Source organism: Streptococcus parasuis (genome assembly GCF_021654455.1).
Lineage (GTDB): Bacteria > Bacillota > Bacilli > Lactobacillales > Streptococcaceae > Streptococcus > Streptococcus parasuis.
Genome location: NZ_AP024276.1, coordinates 1,529,732 through 1,554,475, shown reverse-complemented (window position 1 = coordinate 1,554,475; position 24,744 = coordinate 1,529,732). Strand labels below are relative to the sequence as shown.

The following is a 24,744-nucleotide window of genomic DNA, read 5'->3' as shown; positions in this document are numbered from 1 at the left end:
GGAAAATTATGATTCTAGAAACCAATCGTCTGTTGATCCGCCCGTGGTGTGAAGCAGATGCAGCAGATTTATTTGTTTATGCCAGCCACCCAGATGTTGGCCCAGCAGCAGGATGGCCTGCTCATCAGAGTGTAGAAGAAAGTCGAGAGATTATCAATACTGTTCTCAGCCAACCAGAAACCTATGCCCTTGTTCACAAAGAAACAGGACAGGTGATTGGAAGTATCGGACTGATGATTGGCAAGCAAGGTGGTCTTGATTTGCCTGATTCAGAGGCCGAGATTGGTTATTGGATTGGTCATTCATTTTGGGGACAGGGATTGGTGCCAGAGGCTAGTCAAGTTTTACTGGATTACGGCTTTTCCCAATTGAATTTAGAGAAAATATGGTGTCGTGCCTTTGTAGAAAATACCAAATCATTACGTGTCCAAGAAAAACTGGGCTTTGTATACCAATACCTCATGGAAGATGTGCATTTCCCACTCATTGATGAGGTCCGTAGCGAACGAGTGAATCTGCTGACAAGAGAGGAATGGCAGTCTAGGAAGGAGCACCCATGACACCTACACAACTCTGGCAAAACTTTCTTGCAATCAATCCCCAAGCAGGTCCTGAGCCAGAGGCCTGGGCCTTTGGGGCGGAAGCTGATCGACTGGCTGATTTGGTAGCTAAGGGCATTAAAACTTCGACCAGCTCTGCCTATGCCCTCTACGCAGTGGAGGGAGAAGAAATCCCAAGAGCTGGTGGCTATGACATCATTCTGGACGGACAAGGTCAGGCTGTGTGCATTATTCAGACCACCAAGGTCTATGTGACGCCCTTTTCCCAAGTGACGGAAGATCATGCCTATAAGGAGGGAGAGTTCCGTCAGGGAGGGGACTTGTCTGACATAAAAGCGAAAAGTCTAATCCACTGGCGACTGGTCCATGAAGAGCTTTTCACTATCTGGCTGGCAGAAGCAGGTTTGTCCTTCTCAGAAGATATGCTAGTCGTCTGTGAAGAATTTGAATTGGTTTACCCTAAATAGAAAATTCTATTGGATGCAATCAACCTGTAGTTTGTTTTCTAATATTAGAAATTCTTGAGAAGCTGACTTCATTTCAGTTTCTTTTTTTATTTACGAAAAATCCTTATAATACTGCCATTTTCCAAAAAATTCAAAATTTGCTATAATAGTGGTATTACGAAGAAAAGAGAATTATTTATGAGCAATAACTATGCAATTATTCTAGCGGCGGGCAAGGGGACCCGCATGAAGTCGGACTTGCCAAAGGTCTTGCACAAGGTGGCGGGGATTTCCATGTTGGAGCACGTCAAGCGAGCTGTGGATGCCATGGAGCCGGCTAAGACGGTGACGATTGTGGGGCACAAGGCAGAGCTGGTGCAGCAGGTCTTGGAAGGACAGTCCGAGTTTGCCCTCCAGTCAGAACAGTTGGGTACTGGGCACGCCGTTATGATGGCTGAGCCAGCTCTTGCAGGTTTGGAAGGTCAGACCCTTGTTATTGCAGGAGATACACCGCTGATTACAGGAGAAAGTTTGAAGAGCCTCATCAACTTCCATGTCAGCCACAAGAATGTTGCGACTATCTTGACAGCTCAAGCTGATAATCCATTTGGTTATGGACGCATTATCCGTAATGCTGATGGGGAAGTGCAAAAAATTGTTGAACAAAAAGATGCCAGTGATTTTGAAAAACAAGTGAAAGAAATCAATACAGGAACCTATTTGTTTGATAATAAACGTCTTTTTGAAGCGCTTAAAGATATTAATACGGACAATGCCCAAGGAGAGTACTATCTGACAGATGTTATTTCGATTTTCCGTAAGGCAGGCGAAAAGGTTGGTGCCTATGTATTGCGTGATTTTGATGAAAGTTTGGGTGTCAATGATCGCGTCGCTCTTGCGACTGCAGAAGCTGTGATGCGCAAACGAATCAATGAAAAACACATGGTCAATGGTGTGACATTTATCAACCCAGATGCTACCTATATTGATATTGATGTGGAAATCGGTGCAGAAGCTGTTATTGAAGCTAATGTTGTCTTGAAAGGGCAGACGGTCATTGGAGAACGTGCAGTTTTAACCAATGGTACACGTGTACGTGATGCGAAAATTGCAACAGATGTCGTCATCAGCAACTCAGACATTGAAGAATCTGTCATTGAAGAAGGTGTGACGGTAGGACCATACGCCCATATTCGTCCAGGTAGTCTTTTGAAAAAAGATGTACACGTTGGAAACTTTGTTGAGGTTAAGGCTTCAACTTTAGGAGAAGGAACAAAATCTGGTCATTTGACCTACCTAGGAAATGCAACGATTGGCAATAATGTTAACGTTGGTGCTGGCACCATCACTGTCAATTACGACGGTAAAAATAAATATAAAACAACTGTCGGTGATAATGCTTTTGTTGGTTCTAATTCTACGATTATTGCCCCAGTAACTATTGGGGACAACGCCTTGTTGGCTGCTGGATCAGTGATTACAAAAGATATTCCAAAAGATGCTATCGGTATTGGTCGTGGTCGCCAAGAAAATAAAGAAGGTTATGCGACACGTTTCCCCTTCCATCCAAGTCAAAAATAGGTAATCGTATGAATTTTGAAGAAAAAACCATTGAGCGGACAGAAATTTTTAAAGGACACATTTTTGATGTAGTAGTAGATGATGTTGCCTTGCCAAATGGTGGAACTGGTAAGCGTGAACTCATTTTCCACAAGGGAGCAGTTTGCGTTTTAGCCGTTACCCCAGAAGGTAAAATGATTTTGGTCAAACAGTATCGGAAAGCGATTGAACGCGCCATTTATGAGATTCCGGCAGGAAAGTTGGAATTAGGAGAAGAAGATACGCTAGAAGATGCTGCCTTGCGAGAATTAGAAGAAGAGACAGGTTATACCAGTGACAAACTGACATTGCTAGCAGATTTCTATTCAGCCATCGGTTTTTGTAATGAGCGAATTCGTCTGTATTTAGCTGACCATCTGGTCAAAGTTGAAAATCCACGTCCAATGGATGAGGACGAGGTTATTGAACTTTCTGAAGTGACTTTGGAAGAAGCAATGAAACTGATTGCAGCAGGCGAGATTTGTGATGCTAAGACGATTATGGCTGTGCAATATTTACAACTCATGAGAAAGTAGGTTAAGGCATGAGGAAGCCCTTGTTAACGGATGATATTTTAGAGAAAGTGAAAAAGAATCAGTATTCAGGTCAATCAAATCAATTTGGACATTATAGTCCAAATCAAGATGTTTCGATGGATGACAATGTATTTGAGCCTTATCTAGAAGAAGAGTATCAAGGGTATGAGGAAGGCCAAACCATCCGAATTCCAGTCAAACCCAGTGTGGTAAAAAGTCGTCGTATTGAAACCATCAAGAGAGAAGAATTCCGTAGTAAAGTGAATAAAATCCTCTTGTGGGTCATCATCTTGCTGATTATCTTTATCATTGCAGTATTATTTATTTAGGAGAAGAGATGAAATTTGGAATTATCGCAGCCATGCCTCAAGAACTAAAGATTTTAGTTGAGCATCTACAAGATAAAGCAGAAACCAATGTCTTGGGTCGAACTTACTATCAGGGACGAATAGGTCAGCATGATGTAGTACTCGTTCAATCAGGGATTGGAAAAGTCATGTCAGCTATGTCTGTAGCGATTTTGGCAGACCATTTTGCAGTTGATGTCATTGTTAATACAGGCTCAGCTGGTGCTGTTGCTGACGGTATTGCCATCGGTGATGTGGTTGTAGCAAATCAATTGGCATACCACGATGTGGATGTGACAGCTTTTGGATATGCTTACGGGCAAATGGCAGGGCAGGAATTGTATTATCCAGCCGACCAAGCCTTGTTAGAACAGCTCAGAACCGTTTTAGCAGAGCAGGAAATGATTAGCCACGTGGGTCTGATTGTGACAGGTGACAGTTTTATCGCAGGTCAGGAGAGAATCGCTACGATCAAAACTCATTTCCCAGAAGTCCTTGCCGTAGAGATGGAGGGAGCAGCTATTGCTCAAGCAGCTGTCAATACAGGCAAGCCATTCTTGGTTATCCGTGCCATGAGTGATACAGCTCAGGGAGATGCCAATATCACCTTTGATGAATTTATCATTCAAGCAGGAGAACGTTCTGCCCAGATTTTGATTGCCTTTCTGGAGAAATATTAAGCAGATTTTGACAACAATACATTGAAAAGGACGACAGTAGCAAAGAGTTGTTGCTGTTTTTCTTATGTAATAATTTGAGACTGGTGTTGCAAGGTTTCAGCTATCTGTCCCCATACAGTTATGGATATGTAAGATTGAAAAATGTATGATAATCCTTTACAATTTTGTTTATGAAAAATAATTTAGGAGGTAGTTATCATGCAGCGATTATTGCTTGCGAACGACTTACCTGGTGTTGGTAAGGTTGCACTAGCAACTAGTATTCCAATTGCGGCTGCTTGTCAGGTAGAAACAATGCTTTTACCTACAGTTCTTTTATCCTCACACACAGGTGGTTTCCCAGATGTTGTCATTGAAGATATGACTGACTTGAATCGAGCCTATTTTAGACAGTGGAAGAAATTGGATGTAAAAGTAGCGGGAATTCTGTCAGGTTATTGTAGAAGTCCCCAGCAACTTAGACAATTGGCAATGTACGCCAAGCAAACAGAGACACCATTGATTGTAGATCCGATTATGGGTGACAGTGGAAGACTGTATACAGGTTTTACATCATCCTATGTAGAGGCCATGAAAGAATTGACTCAGTCGGCCAAGCTCATTCTTCCGAATATAACAGAAGCTTCTCTATTAACTGGGAGAAACTATTTGGGAGATTCCTACGATATTCATGATATTGAGGATTTAGTAAAATCTTTGGCAGAGCAGGTGTCTGCAGATATTGTACTGACAGGAATTTCCTTTGATGATAGCCAAATAGGTGTAGCCTATTTTCAGCAGGAAACTGGGGAAATAACTACCTATATGTCTAAAAAATATCCAGCAAATTTCTTTGGAACAGGTGACATTCTATCTACCTTGTTAGCAGTAGCAACCATTGAACAAATCAATCTTCATCAAGCTATCCCTCTTGCATTAGAATTTATTGACAAGAGCTTAAGACAAACCCTTTCTTTGAATCGAGACCTAAAGTTAGGGATTTATTTTGAACCATTTTTAGCAGAATTACAACAGGCATTTCAAACAGTAAAGGAGAAATTATGAAACAGAATCAATTACGTCAATTAACCGAAGTTAGTTTATTTGCAGCCCTTATTTGTGTGGTTGTCTTCTTTATTCGCATTCCTTTCGGAAGTCAATTTGTCCATCTAGGCAATGCTCTAGTGGTTGTGGGTGTTCTACTATTTGGAGCCAAAAAAGGAGCTGTGGCGGCGTCACTTGGTCTAGGCATCTTTGATTTACTATCTGGTTATGCTTCAGTCGCTTGGATTACCATTTTAGAATCGCTCATTGTCTGCTTCATTTTGCATTTGTTTTACGAGAAATTCCTCAAGGAAAATGATCGCTTAACCAATATTATTTTGGTTGGAATTGTTGCGGCAATTACAAAAATTATCTTGAACCTATTGAAGTATACATTAACGGGAAGTTTTGTCGGGGGGTTAACCTTCTCAGCTTCCTTCCTCGCAGCTTTGGGTAGAATCTTAGGAACCTATGGCACTGCAATTACGACCATCATTGCTGTACCAATCCTCTATCAAGTATTCAAGGGTCTATATAATGGAAAACAAGGAAAGCAATCGTAATAAAAAATGAAAACTTGAGGAAATTCTCAAGTTTTCATTTTTTATTGGTCTGACTAGTTAGTGTAGTCTTTAATGATCTCAATTGACTCAATCTTTACATCTGTTTTTGGTTTATCATTGTCATCCGTCTCAACAGAAGCAATCTTGTCGACGACATCCATTCCATCAATCACTTGACCAAATACAGTATGTTTGCCATCTAAGTTTGGATTTCCGCCGTTTTTATAGGCTTCAATAATCTTACCAGGATAGCTTGAACTAGAAAGTTGGCTTGACATGTCTGTGGTATTTTGGTTGATAAAGAATTGGCTACCATTCGTACCGGTACCAGCATTGGCCATTGAAAGCGAGCCACGAATATTGTAAAGGAAGGCTGAAAACTCATCTTTGAAACCATTTCCAGCATCGATGGTCGTATCTTTTCCTGCCCAGATAGATTCACCACCAGTACCATTTCCAAGTGGATCTCCGCCTTGAATCATAAAGTCTTTAATGACACGATGGAAGATTGTACCGTCGTAGTATCCTTCCTTTGCATGGGTTAAGAAATTTTCAACGGTCAAAGGTGCTTGCTCAGGGAAGAGTTTGATAGTAATATCCCCTTCAGTTGTCTTGATTTTAACGGCAGCCTCATTTTCAGCTATATCAGTTGACAATTGTGGAAAAGTAGCTGAAGGATTGTTGATCGCATAAGCCAAATCCTTTGCATATTGACCTGATGCTGTCGTATCCGTAGTTGTAGATGCTTCAGATGTTGAACTTGTGGAGCTAGAGGAATCTGAAGTTGATGAGCTATTTCCGCAGGCAGTTAGAAATAAACTGGAAGTCAGTAAAAACAGTATTGTTTTCTTCATAGAAAATACCTTTCTGGTTCTTATAAATTATGCACATTCTACCATGTTTTTCTAATTTTTTCAATTTTTCTCCTAGATGAAATCAATCGTTTCTAAATGAACTAAATATGATATACTATTGTTATAAATGCAACAGGAGGTTACCATATGTTTGGAAATTTATTTGGTCCACATGGAGGAATTATGTGGGAAATGGCTCTTTTTTATTTCGTTTTTATTTTCATAATTGGGCTAATATGTTTTCAAATCCTTCGAAATTTTATGGAGTGGCATCGTAATAACCAATCACCAATTGAGACTTGTCAAGCCTTCCTGGTCACAAAGCGAACCGATGTCTTTGGAAATGAAACAGCCCGGACCAATTATTATCTGACATTTGAATGGAATGGACAAAGAAGGGAGTTTCGCGTCAAGGATCATGAATACGGATTGTTAACGGAAGGAGATAAAGGAACATTGACCTTTCAAGGAACTCGCATGCTCTCTTTTGAACGCAAATCCTAGTCACCAATCTAGGTTTTTCCTGTGGAATAGTTTACTATTTAGAGATAATAATGTGAGGTAATTATGTCTGTTGAACAACGCATCGCAGAAATGTATAAAGACCATGAGGTCAAACCCTATATTTCCCCAGAACGTGATCTTGCGACCTGGCTATTAGAAGCTAAACCGGTGCCAAAGCGTAATATGGTTCGTCTAGAAGAAGGTCTGTTACCAGGGGATATCATTTTATTATGGCGCATCAACTTTGGAACGTTTGAAACAACGACCCCTTATTCAAAGTATTTTGAGTATATCTATGGTATCAATGGTCCAGAACATATGAACCAATTGATTGAAAATGGATTTGCATATGTCGAGACGGCTTTTGACTCGTTGGATCATATCACTTCAACTGCAAAGAAAAGTATTCTGAAAGCAGAAGGAGTTACAGGATTATCCAAATTAAAAGCTGCTGACCTTGATGCAGCTCTTAAGGAGTATTTGACTGAAGAAAAATTGGCACCGTATTTTTCAGTTCGCGGCTACGCCTTGACGGAAAAGGGAAAGGCAGCCCTAGACAATCACCCTGAAGTAATAGACAAACACCCGAAGAAGAAAATGTGATCAGCAAGGCTGGTCCTTTTTTCTTCTTGACAGAAAACGCTAACAGTGGTATTCTGTTATAAACATTGAAACGTTTCATTTTTTTGTAACTAGGAAGGACGAGCCATGGAACCAACTAAATCGATTACCATGAAAGATGTTGCCAAATTAGCAGGAGTCAGTGTTGGAACAGTGTCTCGTGTAATCAACCAAGAGCAAGGAATCAAGGAAATTACATTGCAAAAAGTTCACCAAGCGATTGATGAATTGGGCTACATACCAGATGTCTATGCTCGTGGTATGAAGAAAAATAAAACAGAGACAATTGCTTTAATTATTCCAACGGTATGGCACCCGTTTTTTGGAGAATTTGCATACCACATTGAAGTGGAACTAAGTAAAAAGGGATATAAATTGTTGCTCTGTAATATTTCTGGTCCAAAAAGAGAACTAGATTGCATCACCATGCTTCAGCAAAATAAGGTTGATGGAATAATTGCCATTACTTACAGTCCTATTGAAAATTATCTATCGTCTAATATTCCATTTGTCAGTATCGATCGAACTTATGAAGACAAAGCGATTGCCTGTGTTAGTTCAGACAACAGAAAGGGGGCTGAACTTGCTGCTCAGGTACTAATTTCAAAGGGTGGTACACATTTTGGTTTCATTGGTGGCCATAATAAAACAATTAATGAGACTAAGAAACGTCGACTTTACTTTGAAAAAACAATAATAGAGGCTGGTTTCCCATGTGAGGTTCTTGATTTAGAGGAGCCATACGATGATTTTTTAGAGCAAGTTGAAGTATTTCTACGCAAGCATCCACAAATTGATGCCATCTTTACGATAAATGATTTTGCAGCTCTGGATACTATTGAAATCTTAGAAAAAATTGGCAAACGTGTACCAGAAGATGTGCAAATAGTTGGTTACGATGGCATTCTACAAGCAGAAGAACGTTCGCAGTATTTATCAACTATTCGCCAACCAATTGGTGAGATGGCCAAGGAAGCGGTAGCGTGTCTCTTAGATATCATTGATAAGAAAGAGCGGCCACTTCAAATAACCCTACCAATTTCCTATATTGAAGGAAAAACTACAAAAAATTTCAAAAAGCAGTTGACAGAAAACGGTTACAATGATAAAATAAAATCATCAAGTTAGTTGATTTTATTTTTAAATAAAAAATGAAACGTTTCAAAAATAATAGAAGAGGAATAACTTTTCCTCTTTCTAAAACAAAATATTTTGAAACGTTTCAAAAGGAGTTCATATGAAAACATCTAAACTTCAGCAAGTGACAATTTGGGAAAGAATAAAGCAACAGAAGATTTTATTGCTCATGTTGCTCCCTGGATTAATCTTGACATTCGTTTTTCGGTATATTCCGATGTATGGTGTTCTGATTGCTTTCAAGGATTACAATCCACTACGAGGAGTACTCGGAAGTGAGTGGATTGGATTTGAAGAGTTTACGAAGTTTCTCTCTTCTCCAAACTTCGGCAATCTACTTGCCAACACTTTAAAATTGAGTGTCTATGGCCTTCTATTAGGATTTCTTCCGCCAATTATATTAGCAATCATGCTCAATCAGCTCTTGAGTGATAAAGCAAAAAAACGGATTCAATTGGTGCTTTATGCCCCAAACTTTATCTCGGTCGTTGTTATTGTCGGTATGATTTTCCTCTTCTTCTCAGTAGGAGGCCCAGTCAATTCCATTCTTAGAATTTTTGGAATTGAGGCCAATTTCTTAACAGATCCAGACTTTTTCAGACCTCTGTATATCTTAAGTGGTATCTGGCAAGGAATGGGTTGGGCATCAACTCTTTACACGGCCACCTTAGTAAATGTTGATCCAGCATTAATTGAAGCAGCAAAATTGGATGGGGCAAATATCCTTCAGCGGATCTGGCATATTGACTTGCCAGCACTCAAACCGGTTATGGTGATCCAATTTATTTTAGCGGCTGGTGGAATTATGAATGTCGGGTATGAAAAAGCCTTCTTGATGCAAACTTCATTGAACTTGACAAGTTCGGAGATTATTTCCACTTATGTTTATAAAATAGGTTTGGTATCAGGTGATTACTCATACTCAACGGCCGTTGGTTTGTTCAATGCATTGATTAATATCATCTTGCTCATTGCAGTGAATAAATTTGTCCAACGCATTAACGATGGACAAGGTTTATAGGAGGTTCATATGAATTCGCAAATGTATACAAAATTTGACAAGCGAATGCTCGTTGTCAATAAAATATTATTAGGATTTCTTGTTTTAATAACAGTTGTTCCAATGGTCTATATCCTTGTTGCATCCTTTATGGATCCGCAAGCCTTAATCAGTAAAGGCATCAGCTTTGATCCCAAGGATTGGACAGTTGAAGGTTATCAGAGGGTTTTCTCGGATAAATCAATAGTACGAGGGTTTCTGAATTCATTATTCTACTCATTTTCCTTCGCCTTTATCACAGTAGCCATTTCAGTTATGACTGCCTATCCCTTGTCAAAAAAAGATTTGGTTGGAAAAAAATGGATCAATACCTTCCTTGTCTTTACAATGTTCTTCGGCGGAGGCTTGGTTCCTACATATCTCCTAGTTAAAGATTTAGGGATGCTAAATACTGTTTGGGCTATTATCATCCCTGGTGCAGTCAATGTGTGGAATATCATCTTAGCGCGAACTTATTTCCAAGGCTTGCCAGATGAGTTGGTTGAAGCAGCAGTTATGGATGGTGCTAACGAATTTCAAATTTTCTTAAAAATTATGTTGCCTCTTGCAAAACCAATTATGTTTGTGTTATTCCTATATGCTTTTGTTGGGCAGTGGAATTCATACTTTGATGCAATGATCTATATAAAAGATCCTAATTTAGAACCACTTCAACTTGTTCTTCGAAAAATTCTTATCCAAAGCGAACCTGCGAAGGATATGATTGGGGCACAGGCTGCCATGAATGAAATGAAGCGAATTGCTGAAATGATCAAGTATGCAACAATTATTATCTCAAGTCTACCGTTGATTGTCATGTATCCATTCTTCCAAAAATACTTTGATAAGGGTATTATGGCTGGTTCATTAAAAGGTTAATCTTATCCAGTAAAATAGTAATATAATAGGAGGTTGTTTCTGATGAAACACAAATTTGGAAAAACAGTTGTTACGCTTCTTGCAAGTACAGTTCTTTTAGCTGCTTGTGGTTCAAAAAATTCGGCTTCTAGCCCGGATTATGAGTTAAAAGATGTTCAGTTTCCGTTGGAAAAATCAGTCACACTTAAGTTTATGACTGCTAGTTCGCCTTTAGCTCCAGCAGATCCAAATGAAAAATTAATTTTCAAGCGCTTAGAAGAGGAAACAGGTGTGCATATTGACTGGACAAATTATCCGTCAGATTTTGGTGAAAAACGGAACTTGGACATTGCTTCAGGTGATTTACCAGATGCCATTCATAACGACGGTGCTTCTGATGTAGAATTGATGAACTGGGCGAAGCAAGGGGTCATTGTACCAGTCGAAGACTTGATTGATGAGCATATGCCAAACCTGAAGAAAATTCTTGATGAAAATCCAGAATACCGTTCTATGATTACGGCTCCTGATGGCCATATCTACTCATTCCCATGGATTGAAGAGTTGGGTGAAGGTAAGGAATCAATCCACACTGTTAGCGACATTGCTTGGATTAACAAAGAGTGGTTGGACAAACTTGGTCTTGAAATGCCAAAAACTACTGATGACTTGATTAAGGTTCTTGAAGCCTTTAAAACACAAGACCCAAATGGTAATGGCCAAGCTGACGAAATTCCAATGTCCTTTATCAATGGTGGCGGTAACGAGGATTTCAAAATTTTGTTCGGTGCCTTTGGTGTTGGGGATAATGATGACCATTTGGTTGTCAACAATGATGGAACAGTTGACTTCACTGCAGATAATGAAGATTATAAGGAGGGTGTTCAATTTATACGTACCCTTCAAGAAAAAGGTCTTCTTGATCCTGAGGCGTTCGAACAAGATTGGAATACCTATATTTCTAAAGGAAGTGAAAATCTTTACGGTGTTTACTTTACTTGGGATAAAGCAAACGTGACTGGTATGAATGATACCTATGATATCTTACCAGTCTTGGCAGGTCCTGACGGAACCAAACACATCACCCGTACAAACGGTATGGGTTTCCAGCGTGATCGCATGGTCATTACATCAGCAAATAAAAACTTGGAGTTAACAGCCAAATGGATTGATGCCCAATACGCTCCACTCCAATCTGTTCAAAACAACTGGGGTACATACGGAGATGAAAGCCAACAAAACATCTTTGAGTTTGATGAAGCAACTAAGAGCTTGAAACACTTGCCATTGGACGGTACTGCACCAGGCGAATTACGTCAGAAGACAGAAGTGGGTGGACCTTTGGCAATTCTTGATGAATACTATGGAACAGTAACCACCATGCCAGATGATGCCAAATGGCGTTTGGACTTGATGCACGCTACTTATATGGACTATGTAACAAATGATGAAATCTACCCACGTGTCTTCATGGAACAAGAGGATTTGGACAAGATTGCCCAGGTTGAAGCAGATATGAACGACTTCATCTACCGCAAACGTGCAGAATGGATTGTGAACGGCGGTGTCGAAGAAGAATGGGATGGCTATTTGAAAGAATTGGAAAGCTACGGTCTGTCTGACTGGTTAGCTATCAAACAAAAATACTACGATCAATACAAAGAAAATCAGTAATCAAAAAGGAGGCTACCTGTGAAAACAGTTGAAAAAGCCAATGCATACATTCAAGCAGAAAAAGTAACCGTTGATACGACTTTTATACCAGAGCGTCATTTTGTTCCAGAAATTGGCTGGATCAATGACCCGAATGGGTTTGTCTATTTCAAAGGAGAATACCACCTCTTTTATCAATTCAATCCCTATGAAAGTGTCTGGGGGCCAATGCATTGGGGTCATGCCAAAAGTAAGGACTTGGTCAACTGGGAACATCTTCCAGTTGCCCTCGCCCCAGATAAGGACTACGATAAGGATGGCTGTTTCTCGGGCTCAGCTATTGTTAAAGATGATACCCTATGGCTCATGTATACAGGCAACATCGTCAATGAAGATGGCTCTGTCAGACAGGTGCAGAACATGGCCTATTCGACAGATGGTATACATTTTGAAAAAATCGCACAGAACCCTGTTGCGACGGAGGAATTTCTACCGGAAGAAGTCATCGCCAATGACTTCCGTGATCCAAAGATTTTCGAGAAAGATGGTCGCTACTATTCTGTTGTGGCAACTAAGCACAAAGACGGGGGCGGCTGTATTGTCCTACTAGGATCTGACGATTTGCTGGACTGGCAATTTGAGTCTATCTTCTTAAAAGGGGAAGCCCACCAAGGTCACGTTTGGGAATGTCCGGATTACTTTGAAGTAGATGGTCAGGAGTACCTGATTGTTTCGCCGATGCGGTATCAAAAAGAAGACAACGACTTTGTCAATATCAATTCCAATATCTTTGTGACAGGTCATGTGGACTGGGACAAGAAAGTCTTTGTGGCAGATTCCTTCAAAGAAATTGACCATGGTCATGATTTCTATGCGGCTCAAACAACCCAAGGTCCAGAAGGAGAGCGTGTCATGATAGCTTGGATGCACACTTGGGGACGTCCGCTTGTACCCAATGACCTTGGTCATAAATGGTATGGACAAATGACCCTGCCTCGTCTACTCAAGCATGGTGAGAATGGACTCCAACAGGTCTTGCCAGCAAGTATCTTGAATAGCTTTGCCGAAATTGAAATTGGTCAAGTTATTCAAGGACCAAGCAAATTCTCCCTCAAACTGGATGACAGGTTGGACTTGAAACTTGGAAATGACCAAGATTATCTTCAATTTGGTTATGATTCAGCCAAGCAGGAAGTCTATATAGATCGCAGCTCTCTCAAGATCCAGCAAGCTGGTGAAGAGGAATGGTCAACCGTTCGCCGAGCTGTGGCGGTTCAAGCAACGGACTTATTGGTTTTGGTTGACACCAACTGTTTGGAAATCTTTGTCAATAACGGTCAAGAAACGTTGACATCAACTTTCTATGTAGAAGGTAATAGAAGTTTAAATACTTTATAAATTCGTTCCCCCTAAATTATTTTTCACTCCAAGGAAGGTCCTGCGTGGCAGGGCTTTTTCTGATGTGAAAATTCTTCTCAATTATGATAAAATAAAGAGATTGAGAAAGTTGAGGTATATATGAGAAAGACAGGTAAGAAAGGAAAGGCGACAAGACGGCCGACAAAGGCGGAACTGGCTCAACAAGAGCGTGTTAAAAAGATGGTTTTACGCATCATCGGTCTCCTTTTTTTAGCATTTACAGCAAGTCGATTGGGAGTGTTTGGGGTAACCAGTTACAACATTTTCCGATTGCTTTTTGGTAGTTTGGCCTACCTTTTGATTGTGGGTGCATTTGTTTATTTCTTGTTTCCAAATCAAATTCGGAATCGTGAAGGAACTATTTCCGGTTTTTGGCTAATCGTTGCAGGACTCTTGCTTGAATTTCATGCCTATTTTGACTGGAATTTTAAGGGAAATGATTTATTTCATCAGACACTCAAGTTGGCTCTTCGAGATTTATCCTCATTCAAAGTGTCAGAGTTCTTTGGAGGAGGTTTAGTTGGAAATCTACTCTATTTGCCAGTGTCATTCCTGTTTTCAAATGTAGGCACCTTTTTCATCGGCTTCTTATTTATAGCCTTTGGGATTTTCTTTATGAGCCCATGGTCTGTATACGATGTGGCGGATGGAATGGCAGTTTTCAGAGATAGACTTTCTGAAAGACAAGAAAAAAGAGCAGAGCTTCGTGCACAGAAGCGGGTTGAACGAGAAGAAAAACGCCAGCAAGAATTAGCTCGTCTTGAGGAGGAGCGCCTCCGAATTGAAAATGAAGTTGAGGTTACCGATGAAAGCACCTCTCCTCAACGAAAAATTGATCTTGAAACAGGGGAAATCATAGAGGAAAAAGAGATAGAAGAACCCGTTCAAGTACCAATTTTTTCTGAATACGATCATTTGGAACCCGAAGATGAGTTTCCAGTCATGCTTGCACAAGATGATCTTCCAGTTATGGAGGCCCAGCAGGAACTCGCAGACGAAGAAGTTGAAGATACTGACATTCAAATAGATTTTAAACCCAAGCAACGATTGGCTTACAAATTGCCAACCATTGATTTATTTGCCCCTATAAAAGTAAAAGGACAAACCAATGAGAAGCGAATCGTTCGTCAGAATATAAAAGTGTTAGAAGACACCTTTGCAAGTTTTGGTATCAAAGTAGTAGTTGAACGAGCAGAAATTGGGCCATCAGTGACTCGGTATGAGCTAAAACCAGCAGTTGGGGTTCGCGTCAATCGTATTTCAAATTTGGCAGATGATTTAGCACTGGCCTTAGCAGCCAAAGATGTACGAATTGAAGCCCCTATTCCAGGAAAATCACTCGTTGGTATTGAGGTGCCGAACACAGAAGTAGCAATGGTGCCTTTTCGAGAGTTATGGGAACAATCCAAGACGGACCCGGCTAAATTGTTGGAAATTCCACTTGGCAAAGCTGTCAATGGAACGGTTCGCTCGTTTGACTTGACACGGATGCCTCATTTATTGGTGGCTGGTTCGACTGGTTCAGGGAAATCAGTGGCTGTCAATGGGATTATTTCTTCAATTTTGATGAAAGCAAGCCCAGATCAAGTGAAGTTCATGATGATTGACCCCAAAATGGTGGAACTATCCGTTTATAATGATATTCCTCACTTATTAATTCCTGTTGTAACCAATCCACGAAAAGCAGCGCGTGCCCTTCAAAAAGTCGTTGACGAGATGGAAAAACGGTATGAGCTGTTCAGTCAAGTGGGGGTTAGAAATTTAGAAGGTTATAATGCCAAAGTGGAAGAATTCAATAGCCGCTCGATTGAAAAACAAATCCCATTACCACTCATTGTTGTCATTGTGGATGAACTTGCTGACTTGATGATGGTAGCTAGTAAAGAAGTCGAAGATGCTATTATTCGACTTGGACAAAAGGCGCGCGCGGCTGGGATTCATATGATACTTGCAACTCAAAGGCCATCAGTGGATGTTATTTCTGGTCTTATCAAGGCCAATGTACCGTCCCGTGTCGCTTTTGCTGTGGCATCAGGCACGGATTCGCGGACTATTTTGGGTGAGAATGGAGCAGAAAAACTGCTTGGACGGGGGGACATGCTGTTTCACCCGATTGGAGAATCTGCGCCAATGCGTTTACAAGGTTCCTTTATTTCAGACGATGATGTAGAACGTATTGTTCAATTTGTAAAAGAGCAGGCTGACGCAGAATATGATGATACCTTTGATCCTGGGGAAGTGTCTGATGGTGATTCTGATTTCGGAGGAAATGGAGGAACAAACGAAGGGGATCCTCTCTTTAATGAGGCACGTGCTTTAGTGATTGAGACACAAAAAGCCAGTGCATCGATGATTCAACGTCGCTTATCTGTCGGATTTAACCGAGCAACACGACTAATGGAAGAATTAGAGGCTGCAGGTGTCATCGGCCCTGCAGAAGGCACAAAACCAAGAAAGGTGTTAGAAACGCAATAATGAAACTTGATACTGTACATCATATTGCTATCATTGGTAGCAATTATGAAAATACAAGGGAATTTTATGTCGAAAAGTTAGGGTTTGAACAACTTGATGAGCATATCCGTCCAGAAAAAAAGGATATTCTTTTTAATGTAAGAAAAAGTAATCTGGTTTTGGAAATTTTCATTAAACCAGATGCCCCAAAGCGACCTGCTATGCCAAATCCAGAGCATACTGGACTCCGTCATCTAGCATTTAAGGTTGAGAATGTAGAAGAGTGTTTAAGCGAGTTTGATATGCTTGGGATTCGGCATGAAAGCGTACGGTGGGATGATTTTGACGGAAAAAAGATGGCATTTTTCTTTGATCCAGATGGTCTTCCATTAGAAATCCATGAATAATTTCGTCATTACTTGAAGGAATTTGAGCAAACTCTAATAAAATTTGAACCATTGATTGGAATAAAAGTAGTTAGTAAACAGCTAATTACTTTTTTTTTATCAAATAATTTTATGCTTCAATGTAACAAAAACTAACATTATGTGTAAAGGATACAAAGCATGTCATTTACTGTATAATTTCACAGATTAGACTTTTGAAAAATAAGGGTAAAAACGAATGTTGTCAAGTGTTTACGAAAACATAATTCGCGATTAGTATAAAAAATAAGTATGTCGCAATAGATACTAATATATATTACGTATATTAAAAACTGAAAGAAAAGTCAGAAAATTTTATCAAAAACACTTGCTAGTGAATAAAGATTAGTATATAATCTTAAGCATAACTTAAAAAGTTGATAAAAAGTTCATAAATCAGGGAGATTTTCTTATGAATAAATGGAAAAAACTCGCTACAGCAGGTTTAGCTGTAGCTACACTTTCTGTCCTAGCTGCCTGCGGTAATGGAGGTTCAAAATCTTCATCAGCAGACACTACTACTATTAATTGGTATACACCAACTGAGATCATTACGCTCGACATTTCAAAAAATACCGACCGCTATTCAGCCACTGCAATTGGTAACTCTGGAAGTAACTTATTACGTGCCGGTGAAAACGGCGAATTGAACGAAGATTTAGCTGAGAAGTTGGAAATTTCAGAAGACGGGTTAACTTATACAGCTACACTTCGTGACGGTTTAAAATGGTCAGACGGAAGCGATTTGACTGCTGAAGATTTTGTTTACTCTTGGCAACGTATTGCTGATCCAGCGACAGCATCAGAATATGCTTACCTAGTTGCTGAATCAGGTATCTTAAATGGTGAAGCTGTTATTGCAGGTGAAAAACCTGTAACGGAATTGGGTGTAAAAGCAGAGGGTAATAAAGTTATCTTTACTTTAGCAACTCCGTCACCTCAATTCAAGAGTCTCTTATCATTCTCTAACTTTGTTCCACAAAGTAAAGCCTTTGTTGAAAAAGTAGGTGATGACTACGGTACTTCATCAGATAACCAAATCTACTCTGGTCCATTTACTGTTGAAGATTGGAATGGTACAAGTGGAACATATAAACTTGTTAAGAATGAAAATTATTGGAATGCTGAAAATGTAAAGATTGAAACAGTTAATTTCCAAACTGTTAAGAAACCAGATACAGCAGTTCAAATGTACAAACAAGGTGAGTTAGATTATGCGTTAATTTCTGATACATCAGCTATCTATAACGCAAATAAAAACAACGAAGATGTGGTACCAGTTAAAGAAGCAACTACAGCTTACATGGTATACAACCAAACTGGTTCAGTTCCAGCTTTGAGCAATACAAAAATTCGTCAAGCACTGAATTTGGCTACAAATCGTGAAGGTGTTGTTGAAGCAGCTATTAATACAGGTTCAGTAGCAGCAACAGGTTTTGCGCCAACAGGTTTGGCTGCTTTGTCGGATGGCACAGACTTGGCTGAATTTATTGCACCTGGTTATACTTATGACGAAACTGAAGCAGCTAAGCTATTCAAAGAAGGTTTGGCAGAAGCTGGACTTTCTGAAGTAACGTTAACCATTACTGCGGATGCTGATCGTCCAGCAGCTAAAGCAGCAGTTGATTACTTGAAAGAAACGTGGGAGAAAGCTCTTCCTGGATTGACAGTCGAAGAAAAATTTGTAACCTTTAAACAACGTTTGGAAGATACTAAGAACCAAAACTTCGAAGTTGCTCTTGTTCTTTGGGGTGGTGACTATCCAGAAGGATCTACATTCTATGGTTTGATGACATCTGATTCTGCTTACAACTATGGTAAATTCTCAAGCGCTGAGTATGACGCTGCCTATAATAAAGCTTTGACAGTAGATGCTCTTGATGTTGATGCAGCAGCGGCTGACTATAAAGCAGCAGAGAAAGTTTTGTTTGACAATGCTTACTACAACCCACTATACTTCCGTAGCCAAGCAGCTCTTCAAAATCCATCTATTAAAGGATTTGTTCGTAACTCAACAGGTCTTCAAGAAGACTTTACCTACGCTTACATAGAAGAGTAGTTATTGAATTAATACGCGCAAGGATTGGATATGCCAATTCTTGCTTTTGATTTGAGGAATAATATGACTAAATATTTATTGAAAAGGATCGCCATTCTGGTGGCGACGTTGTGGGTAGTTATTACTCTGTCCTTCTTTTTAATGCAAATTATGCCCGGAACACCATATAATAGTCCGAAATTAACGGATGAAATGATTGCCATGATGAATAAACAATATGGTTTGGATAAACCATTGTGGCAACAGTATTTAAAATATATAACTGATATCTTACATGGTGATTTTGGGACAAGCTATCAGTCCATTAACCAATCTGTGACTAAATTAATTGTACAACGTCTCGGTGTGTCAGTTCATCTTGGAATTCAAGCCCTGATTGTCGGAATTAGTGGCGGTCTCATTGTTGGTGCTGTCTCAGCTAGAAATAAAAACAATAAAATTGATGGTGTTTTGAGTATTTTATCAACTTTAGGGATTTCAGTTCCAGCATTTATTATTGGTCTACTTTTGTTGGACTATCTAGGTTTCAAATGGGCGTTATTACCTCTTTCAGGATGGGGGACTTTTGAACAAACTATCTTGCCAACTTTCGCCCTTGCAATCCCAGTCTTTGCACAGGTTACACGTTTCTTCAGAAGTGAAATGATTGAAACCTTGAACACTGACTATATTCAGTTGGCGCGTGCAAAGGGTATGACAAATCGTCAAGTAACCAATCATCACGCTTACCGTAATTCAATGATTCCTGTTCTGACCTTGGTTGGACCAATGGCGGCTAATATTTTGACGGGTTCAGCTTTGATTGAACAGATTTTTTCCATTCCAGGGATAGGTCAACAGTTTGTAACGTCAATTCCTACAAAAGACTATCCAGTGATTATGGGGACTACAATTGTCTATGCAATGATGCTCATGGTTGCTATTTTGATTACGGACATTATCATTAGCATTGTGGATCCACGTGTCAGACTGGGATAAGGAGTGAATAATGACAGAACAAAGAAAAACATTTACTTTGGTTGGTGCGGGTAGCTCAGACTCCCAGGAAAAAATTGAAAAGCCAGCCTTGTCGTTTATGCAAGATGCTTGGCGACGATTAAAGCAAAATAAATTAGCAGTTATTTCATTATGGTTTATTGGATTTTTGCTAGTATTTGCAATTGGTTCAACTTTTGTGGTTTCTACAAATTCTGCCAATAGTTTTAATAGTGAAGAAGTCTCTACATATCGAAACTTGCCACCAAAAATTAGTGATAACTTACCATTCTGGAATGGATCAATTGTTTATTCAGGAAATACTGAAGCAAATGATGCCTATGCAGATCAGAGTGTTCCTGAAGGGGTTAAGTTTGTTTTAGGTACGGACAACCTTGGACGTAGCATCGCCAAACGAGTGACTGTAGGTATTCGTATCTCCCTTTTAATTGCAGTTGTTGCTACTTTGATTGACTTGGTTATTGGTGTGACCTATGGTCTGATTTCAGGTTTCTCTGGTGGAAAAGTGGACACGGTTATGCAACGGGTGATCGAAGTTATCTCTTCCATTCCGAACTTGGTTATTGTAACCATGCTTGGTTTGCTCTTAGGAAATGGTGTGACTTCTATTATTATTTCAATCGCAATTGTTGGATGGACCTCGATGGCTCGTCAGGTTCGGAACCTAACCCTATCCTACAAGGAGCGTGACTTTGTACTTGCCTCTCGTGCGTTAGGTGAGAGCAACCTGAAAATTGCTTTTAAACATGTTTTGCCAAATATTTCAGGTATTATTATTGTCCAAATTATGATGACTGTCCCTAGTGCAATCATGTATGAGTCTGTATTGTCAGCCATCAACCTCGGTGTAAAACCACCTACAGCATCTCTTGGCTCGTTGATTACAGACGCTCAAGAAAACTTACAATATTATCCATATCAAGTAATGATTCCTGCAGCAGCATTAGTATTGATTTCGCTTGCCTTTATTTTGTTAGGTGATGGCTTACGTGATGCTTTTGATCCGAAATCAAGTGCAGACTAGGAATGGAGGCTGTGATGAATAAAGAAACGATTTTACAGGTTGAAAACTTAAATGTTACCTTTCATACCTATGCCGGTGAAGTTCAGGCCATTCGTGATGTGAATTTTACATTGAACAAGGGTGAAACTCTGGCTATTGTTGGAGAGTCAGGTTCAGGTAAATCAGTAACAACACGTACGCTAATGGGCTTAAATGCAAAAAATGCACATTTGTCAGGTAAGATTCATTTTAAAGATAAAGACTTGAGCGAGTTGTCAGAGAGTGAGTGGGTAAAAGTTCGTGGAAATGAAATTGCCATGATTTTCCAAGATCCAATGACAAGTTTGGATCCAACAATGACAATCGGTATGCAAATTGCTGAGCCAATCATTTTACATGAAAAGGTATCCAAATCAGAGGCCTTGAAACGTGCCTTGGAACTCATGAAAAAGGTTGGTATTCCAAATGCTGAAGAGCACATTAAAGATTATCCACATCAATGGTCAGGTGGGATGCGTCAACGTGCAGTCATCGCGATTGCACTTGCAGCGAATCCAGAAATTCTAATTGCAGATGAACCAACAACTGCCTTAGACGTGACGATTCAAGCGCAAATTTTGAATTTGATGAAAGAAATTCAGTCTCAAACACAGTCTTCTATTATCTTTATTACCCATGATTTGGGTGTGGTAGCTGGTATGGCGGACCGTGTGGCTGTTATGTACGCAGGGAAGATTGTGGAAGTTGGAACGGTTGAGGAAGTATTTTATAATCCGCAACATCCTTACACATGGGGGTTATTAAACTCTATGCCGACAACAGAGACTACTTCTGGAAGTTTGGAATCCATTCCTGGAACTCCGCCAGATTTGTTGAACCCTCCTGTTGGAGATGCTTTTGCAGCCAGAAATGCATATGCTCTCGATATTGATTTTGAAGAGCAACCGCCAATGTTCCAAATTTCAGATAGCCATTATGCAGCAACATGGTTGTTAGATGAGCGAGCTCCTGAAATTACCCCACCGTTAGCAATCTTGAAACGTTGGGAAAAATGGAATAGTAAGAAGGAGAAACAATGAGCGAAAATAGAAAAAAACTCGTTGAACTAAAAAATGTTTCATTGACTTTTAATGCAGGTAAGAAAAACGAAGTTAAAGCCATTGACAATGTTTCCTTTGACATTTATGAAGGAGAGGTCTTTGGTCTCGTTGGTGAATCTGGGTCAGGGAAGACAACGGTTGGCCGTACAATTTTAAAGTTGTATGACTATAATGCTGGTGATATTCTCTTTGATGGCCAGTCTATTTCAAAGCTTTCTGGAAAAGATTTGAAAGAATTTCGAAAAGATGCACAAATGATTTTCCAAGATCCTCAAGCTAGTTTGAATGGTCGTATGAAAATCAGAGATATCGTTGCAGAAGGTTTGGATATTCACGGCTTGACTTCTTCAAAAGAAGAACGGGATGAGCGTGTTCAACATTTATTGGATTTAGTCGGTTTAAATAAGGATCATTTAACGCGTTATCCGCATGAGTTTTCAGGTGGACAACGACAACGGATTGGTATTGCTCGTGCCTTAGCAGTTCGTCCAAAATTCATTATTGCTGACGAACCAATCTCAGCCTTAGATGTATCCATCCAAGCACAAGTTGTTAATTTGATGCAAAAATTGCAGAGAGAACAAGGTCTAACCTATCTTTTTGTTGCACACGATTTATCAATGGTTAAGTACATCTCTGACCGTATTGGTGTTATGCACTGGGGTAAAATGTTGGAAATTGGAACGTCGGATGCTGTTTACAATGACCCAATTCATCCCTACACGAAGAGTTTGCTTTCTGCTATCCCTGAACCGGATCCAGAATTTGAAAAAAATCGTATCCATGTGGAATACGATCCAAGTGCTGAATTAGATGGTCAAGAACGTCAGATGCATGAGATTACGCCTGGTCACTTTGTATTGGCTACAGAAGAAGAGGCTGCGGCATACCGCGCTGAACGAAACAAATAAGAAAGGCTCTTTGTCAACTGTAGTGGGTAGATGAAAAGCTAACACCTAGAGAGGACGAACTTCGTTCTCTCTTTCTTTATGTTCAAAGCAATCAAAATCCGTTTTTTAAAATTTTCAAAGTTCCTGAAACCAAAGGCATTTCTTTTAATGACTTTGATGAGATTATTGGTAGCTTCCAGTTTGGCGTTGGAATAAGGCAATTCCATGGCGTTTAAAACCTTGTCTTTATCCTTTAGAAATGTCTTAAATACCGTCTGAAAAATAAGATTAACAGTGGCTACTTCCTGTTCGATGAGGTCAAAGAAATGGTCTGAGTTCTTCTCTTGGAAATGGAATAAGAGCAATTGATAGAGTTCATAGTGCTGTCGTAGTTCCTTGGAGAAAGACAGGAGTTTTTCTAGGATTTCCTTGTTAGTCAAATGCATTCGAAACATAGGGCGATAAAATCGTTTATCGCTGAGTTTACGGCTATCTTGTTGTATCAATTTCCAGTAGCGTTTCAAGACTCGGTATTCCTGCGATGTTCTGTCGAATTGATTCATAATTTGAATACGGACACGGTTCATAGCCCGGCTAAGGTGTTGAACAATATGAAAGCGGTCTAGTACGATTTTTGCATTCGGAAAAAGCTGTTTAGCAAGTTGATAATAGGGACTAAACATATCCATGGTAATCACTTTGACCTGATTTCTAACCTTTCTAGGATAGCGTAGAAAGTGGTTTCGGATGGTTGCTTGAGTTCTTCCGTCGAGAATGGCGATGACATTTAGGGAGTTGAAATCTTGAGCGATGAAGCTCATTTTCCCCTTCTTGAAGGCATACTCGTCCCAACTCATCACCTCAGGTAGGGTATTCCAATCCGTTTCAAACTTGAACTCATTGAGCTTTCTCATAACTGATGATGTTGAGATAGCTAGCCTGTGTGCGATATGTGTCATTGCTTGATTTTCGATGAGTAATTGGGCAATTTTCTGGTTAACAGCGACAGATATTTGATGGTTTTTCTTAACAAGAGGAGTTTCAGCGACCGCCATTTTCCCACATTCTTTACACTTGAAACGACGCTTTTTAAGGCGGATAAGGAGTGGATAACCAGCGGTTTCTAGGTAGGGAATTTTTGATGCTTTCTGGTAGTCGTACTTAGCCATTTGTCCCTTGCATTTTGGGCATTTAGGAGCCATGTAATCCAAGTAACCGTGGAGTTCTAAGTGAGTTCCCATATCATATTCATCAGTGATAGTGATATTTTTGTCTTTAATTCTGAGAAAATTTGTGATAAGATTTAGTTGTTCCATATGAGTCTTTCTAAAATGATAGTTTGAGCACTTTTCATTATAGGTCATATGGGACTTTTTTTCTATACTCAAAAAGGCTCCATAATCTCCACGGTGGTTTTACCCACTACAGAAATTATAGAGCCATAAGAAATAAAATAAAAAAACCTGAAAATTTCAGGTTTTTTTGCATGTGATAGGTTTCGAACTTAGTTTTTTAAAGTTAAGACAGCAATCACCAAGGCCAAATACATCAGGAATGTCAAGATAAAGCCAGCTCTCCAAAATACTTTGAAAAATCGTTTGTAGTTAAACTGTCTTTTTTGAAGCAAGAAGAAGAGACAAAGACCGATGGCAAGTACTGACAGTGAGAAGGTCAGATAAGGTATTAAGCTACTATAGTAAGCCTTGTCAGAAATAAGATAAAACTCAAAGGCAAATAATGGAAAGGCAATATCCGCAAAATTCCATCCTCTTTTTTGCAATTTAAAAAAATTGACAACTATAATGGAAAGTGCCAAAGTCAGAAATAGAAATAATATTGCCGCAATCTTTAAAAAAATCATTGATTCAAACATAAGTCTATTCTATAAAAAATGTGAACAAAAGTAAACCTAAAGCTTGCATTTCTTTGAAAATCGTGTATAATGAAAAGGTATGTGTAAAACACATATTTGTGGGAG

The 24,744-nt window shown here is 39.6% G+C and carries 25 protein-coding genes; 22 read left to right on the top strand and 3 right to left on the bottom strand.

The annotated features are described in order from the left end of the window. The first annotated feature begins 8 nt into the window (after positions 1–8). From L6410_RS07805 to L6410_RS07770, 8 genes are all read left to right on the top strand, one after another. Complete coding sequence (locus L6410_RS07805; RefSeq protein ID WP_024391722.1) at positions 9–560, top strand: GNAT family N-acetyltransferase; 552 nt, start codon at positions 9–11, stop codon at positions 558–560. Next, complete coding sequence (locus tag L6410_RS07800; RefSeq protein ID WP_024396844.1) at positions 557–1,027, top strand: ASCH domain-containing protein; 471 nt, start codon at positions 557–559, stop codon at positions 1,025–1,027. The genes L6410_RS07805 and L6410_RS07800 overlap by 4 nt, the downstream gene beginning before the upstream one ends. 177 nt (positions 1,028–1,204) lie before the next feature. Continuing rightward, the gene (gene glmU / locus L6410_RS07795) at positions 1,205–2,587 is read left to right on the top strand and encodes a bifunctional UDP-N-acetylglucosamine diphosphorylase/glucosamine-1-phosphate N-acetyltransferase GlmU (RefSeq protein WP_237395268.1); all 1,383 of its coding nucleotides are present in this window, start codon (positions 1,205–1,207) and stop codon (positions 2,585–2,587) included. Between the two features lie 8 nt (positions 2,588–2,595). Further along, the gene (locus L6410_RS07790; RefSeq protein WP_172071550.1) at positions 2,596–3,141 is read left to right on the top strand and encodes an NUDIX hydrolase; all 546 of its coding nucleotides are present in this window, start codon (positions 2,596–2,598) and stop codon (positions 3,139–3,141) included. A gap of 8 nt (positions 3,142–3,149) precedes the next feature. Next, the gene (gene macP, locus L6410_RS07785) at positions 3,150–3,470 is read left to right on the top strand and encodes a cell wall synthase accessory phosphoprotein MacP (RefSeq protein WP_024403663.1); all 321 of its coding nucleotides are present in this window, start codon (positions 3,150–3,152) and stop codon (positions 3,468–3,470) included. A gap of 8 nt (positions 3,471–3,478) precedes the next feature. Beyond that, entirely contained in the window at positions 3,479–4,168 is a 690-nt protein-coding gene (locus L6410_RS07780) for a 5'-methylthioadenosine/adenosylhomocysteine nucleosidase (protein WP_172040089.1), read from the top strand. Between the two features lie 198 nt (positions 4,169–4,366). Next, complete coding sequence (locus L6410_RS07775; protein WP_172075875.1) at positions 4,367–5,212, top strand: pyridoxamine kinase; 846 nt, start codon at positions 4,367–4,369, stop codon at positions 5,210–5,212. Continuing rightward, entirely contained in the window at positions 5,209–5,754 is a 546-nt protein-coding gene (locus L6410_RS07770; RefSeq protein WP_172019261.1) for an ECF transporter S component, read from the top strand. The genes L6410_RS07775 and L6410_RS07770 overlap by 4 nt, the downstream gene beginning before the upstream one ends. 53 nt (positions 5,755–5,807) lie before the next feature. Here L6410_RS07770 and L6410_RS07765 read toward each other — a convergent pair whose 3' ends face one another. Continuing rightward, complete coding sequence (locus tag L6410_RS07765) at positions 5,808–6,608, bottom strand: peptidylprolyl isomerase (RefSeq protein ID WP_237395267.1); 801 nt, start codon at positions 6,606–6,608, stop codon at positions 5,808–5,810. Positions 6,609–6,755: 147 nt separating this feature from the next. On the opposite strand from L6410_RS07765, the gene L6410_RS07760 reads away from it, so the two are divergent. The 14 genes from L6410_RS07760 to L6410_RS07695 all read left to right on the top strand — a co-directional run bounded on the left by L6410_RS07760 (position 6,756) and on the right by L6410_RS07695 (position 22,787). Continuing rightward, positions 6,756–7,112: a DUF2500 domain-containing protein gene (locus L6410_RS07760; RefSeq protein ID WP_024391713.1), complete on the top strand. Its 357-nt coding sequence runs from the start codon at positions 6,756–6,758 to the stop codon at positions 7,110–7,112. Between the two features lie 63 nt (positions 7,113–7,175). Next, positions 7,176–7,715: a hypothetical protein gene (locus L6410_RS07755; protein ID WP_024403657.1), complete on the top strand. Its 540-nt coding sequence runs from the start codon at positions 7,176–7,178 to the stop codon at positions 7,713–7,715. A gap of 105 nt (positions 7,716–7,820) precedes the next feature. Further along, entirely contained in the window at positions 7,821–8,861 is a 1,041-nt protein-coding gene (locus L6410_RS07750; protein ID WP_160863639.1) for a LacI family DNA-binding transcriptional regulator, read from the top strand. A 109-nt stretch (positions 8,862–8,970) separates the two neighbouring features. Next, a complete protein-coding gene (locus L6410_RS07745; protein WP_024403655.1) occupies positions 8,971–9,891 on the top strand; it encodes an ABC transporter permease in 921 nt (306 codons plus the stop codon). Positions 9,892–9,900: 9 nt separating this feature from the next. Then, positions 9,901–10,788 carry a carbohydrate ABC transporter permease gene (locus L6410_RS07740; RefSeq protein ID WP_160863638.1) on the top strand — a complete coding sequence of 296 codons (888 nt, stop codon included), beginning with the start codon at positions 9,901–9,903 and terminating at the stop codon, positions 10,786–10,788. Positions 10,789–10,830: 42 nt separating this feature from the next. Beyond that, complete coding sequence (locus L6410_RS07735; protein WP_237395266.1) at positions 10,831–12,441, top strand: ABC transporter substrate-binding protein; 1,611 nt, start codon at positions 10,831–10,833, stop codon at positions 12,439–12,441. An 18-nt stretch (positions 12,442–12,459) separates the two neighbouring features. Next, a complete protein-coding gene (locus L6410_RS07730) occupies positions 12,460–13,818 on the top strand; it encodes a glycoside hydrolase family 32 protein (RefSeq protein ID WP_172055616.1) in 1,359 nt (452 codons plus the stop codon). A 120-nt stretch (positions 13,819–13,938) separates the two neighbouring features. Next, positions 13,939–16,314 (top strand): DNA translocase FtsK, encoded by a 2,376-nt coding sequence (locus tag L6410_RS07725; RefSeq protein WP_237395265.1) that lies wholly within the window; start codon positions 13,939–13,941, stop codon positions 16,312–16,314. Beyond that, positions 16,314–16,700, top strand: a complete 387-nt coding sequence (gene gloA2 / locus L6410_RS07720) for an SMU1112c/YaeR family gloxylase I-like metalloprotein (protein ID WP_160863635.1) — start codon at positions 16,314–16,316, stop codon at positions 16,698–16,700. Before L6410_RS07725 ends, gloA2 begins: the two co-directional genes overlap by 1 nt. 430 nt (positions 16,701–17,130) lie before the next feature. After that, positions 17,131–18,777, top strand: coding sequence for a peptide ABC transporter substrate-binding protein (locus tag L6410_RS07715; RefSeq protein WP_237395264.1), 1,647 nt, complete (start codon positions 17,131–17,133; stop codon positions 18,775–18,777). Between the two features lie 63 nt (positions 18,778–18,840). After that, the gene (locus L6410_RS07710) at positions 18,841–19,755 is read left to right on the top strand and encodes an ABC transporter permease (protein ID WP_237395263.1); all 915 of its coding nucleotides are present in this window, start codon (positions 18,841–18,843) and stop codon (positions 19,753–19,755) included. 10 nt (positions 19,756–19,765) lie between these two features. Further along, positions 19,766–20,797 (top strand): ABC transporter permease, encoded by a 1,032-nt coding sequence (locus tag L6410_RS07705; RefSeq protein WP_237395262.1) that lies wholly within the window; start codon positions 19,766–19,768, stop codon positions 20,795–20,797. A gap of 14 nt (positions 20,798–20,811) precedes the next feature. Then, a complete protein-coding gene (locus L6410_RS07700; RefSeq protein ID WP_160864617.1) occupies positions 20,812–21,855 on the top strand; it encodes an ABC transporter ATP-binding protein in 1,044 nt (347 codons plus the stop codon). After that, positions 21,852–22,787 (top strand): ABC transporter ATP-binding protein, encoded by a 936-nt coding sequence (locus L6410_RS07695; RefSeq protein WP_237395261.1) that lies wholly within the window; start codon positions 21,852–21,854, stop codon positions 22,785–22,787. The genes L6410_RS07700 and L6410_RS07695 overlap by 4 nt, the downstream gene beginning before the upstream one ends. A 38-nt stretch (positions 22,788–22,825) precedes the next feature. On the opposite strand, the gene L6410_RS07690 is transcribed toward L6410_RS07695, so the two are convergent. Further along, entirely contained in the window at positions 22,826–24,082 is a 1,257-nt protein-coding gene (locus L6410_RS07690) for an ISL3 family transposase (RefSeq protein ID WP_237395183.1), read from the bottom strand. 188 nt (positions 24,083–24,270) lie between these two features. Beyond that, on the bottom strand, positions 24,271–24,639 hold the full coding sequence (locus L6410_RS07685) for a DUF3397 domain-containing protein (protein ID WP_024403648.1): 369 nt from the start codon (positions 24,637–24,639) through the stop codon (positions 24,271–24,273). Positions 24,640–24,744: the final 105 nt, after the last annotated feature.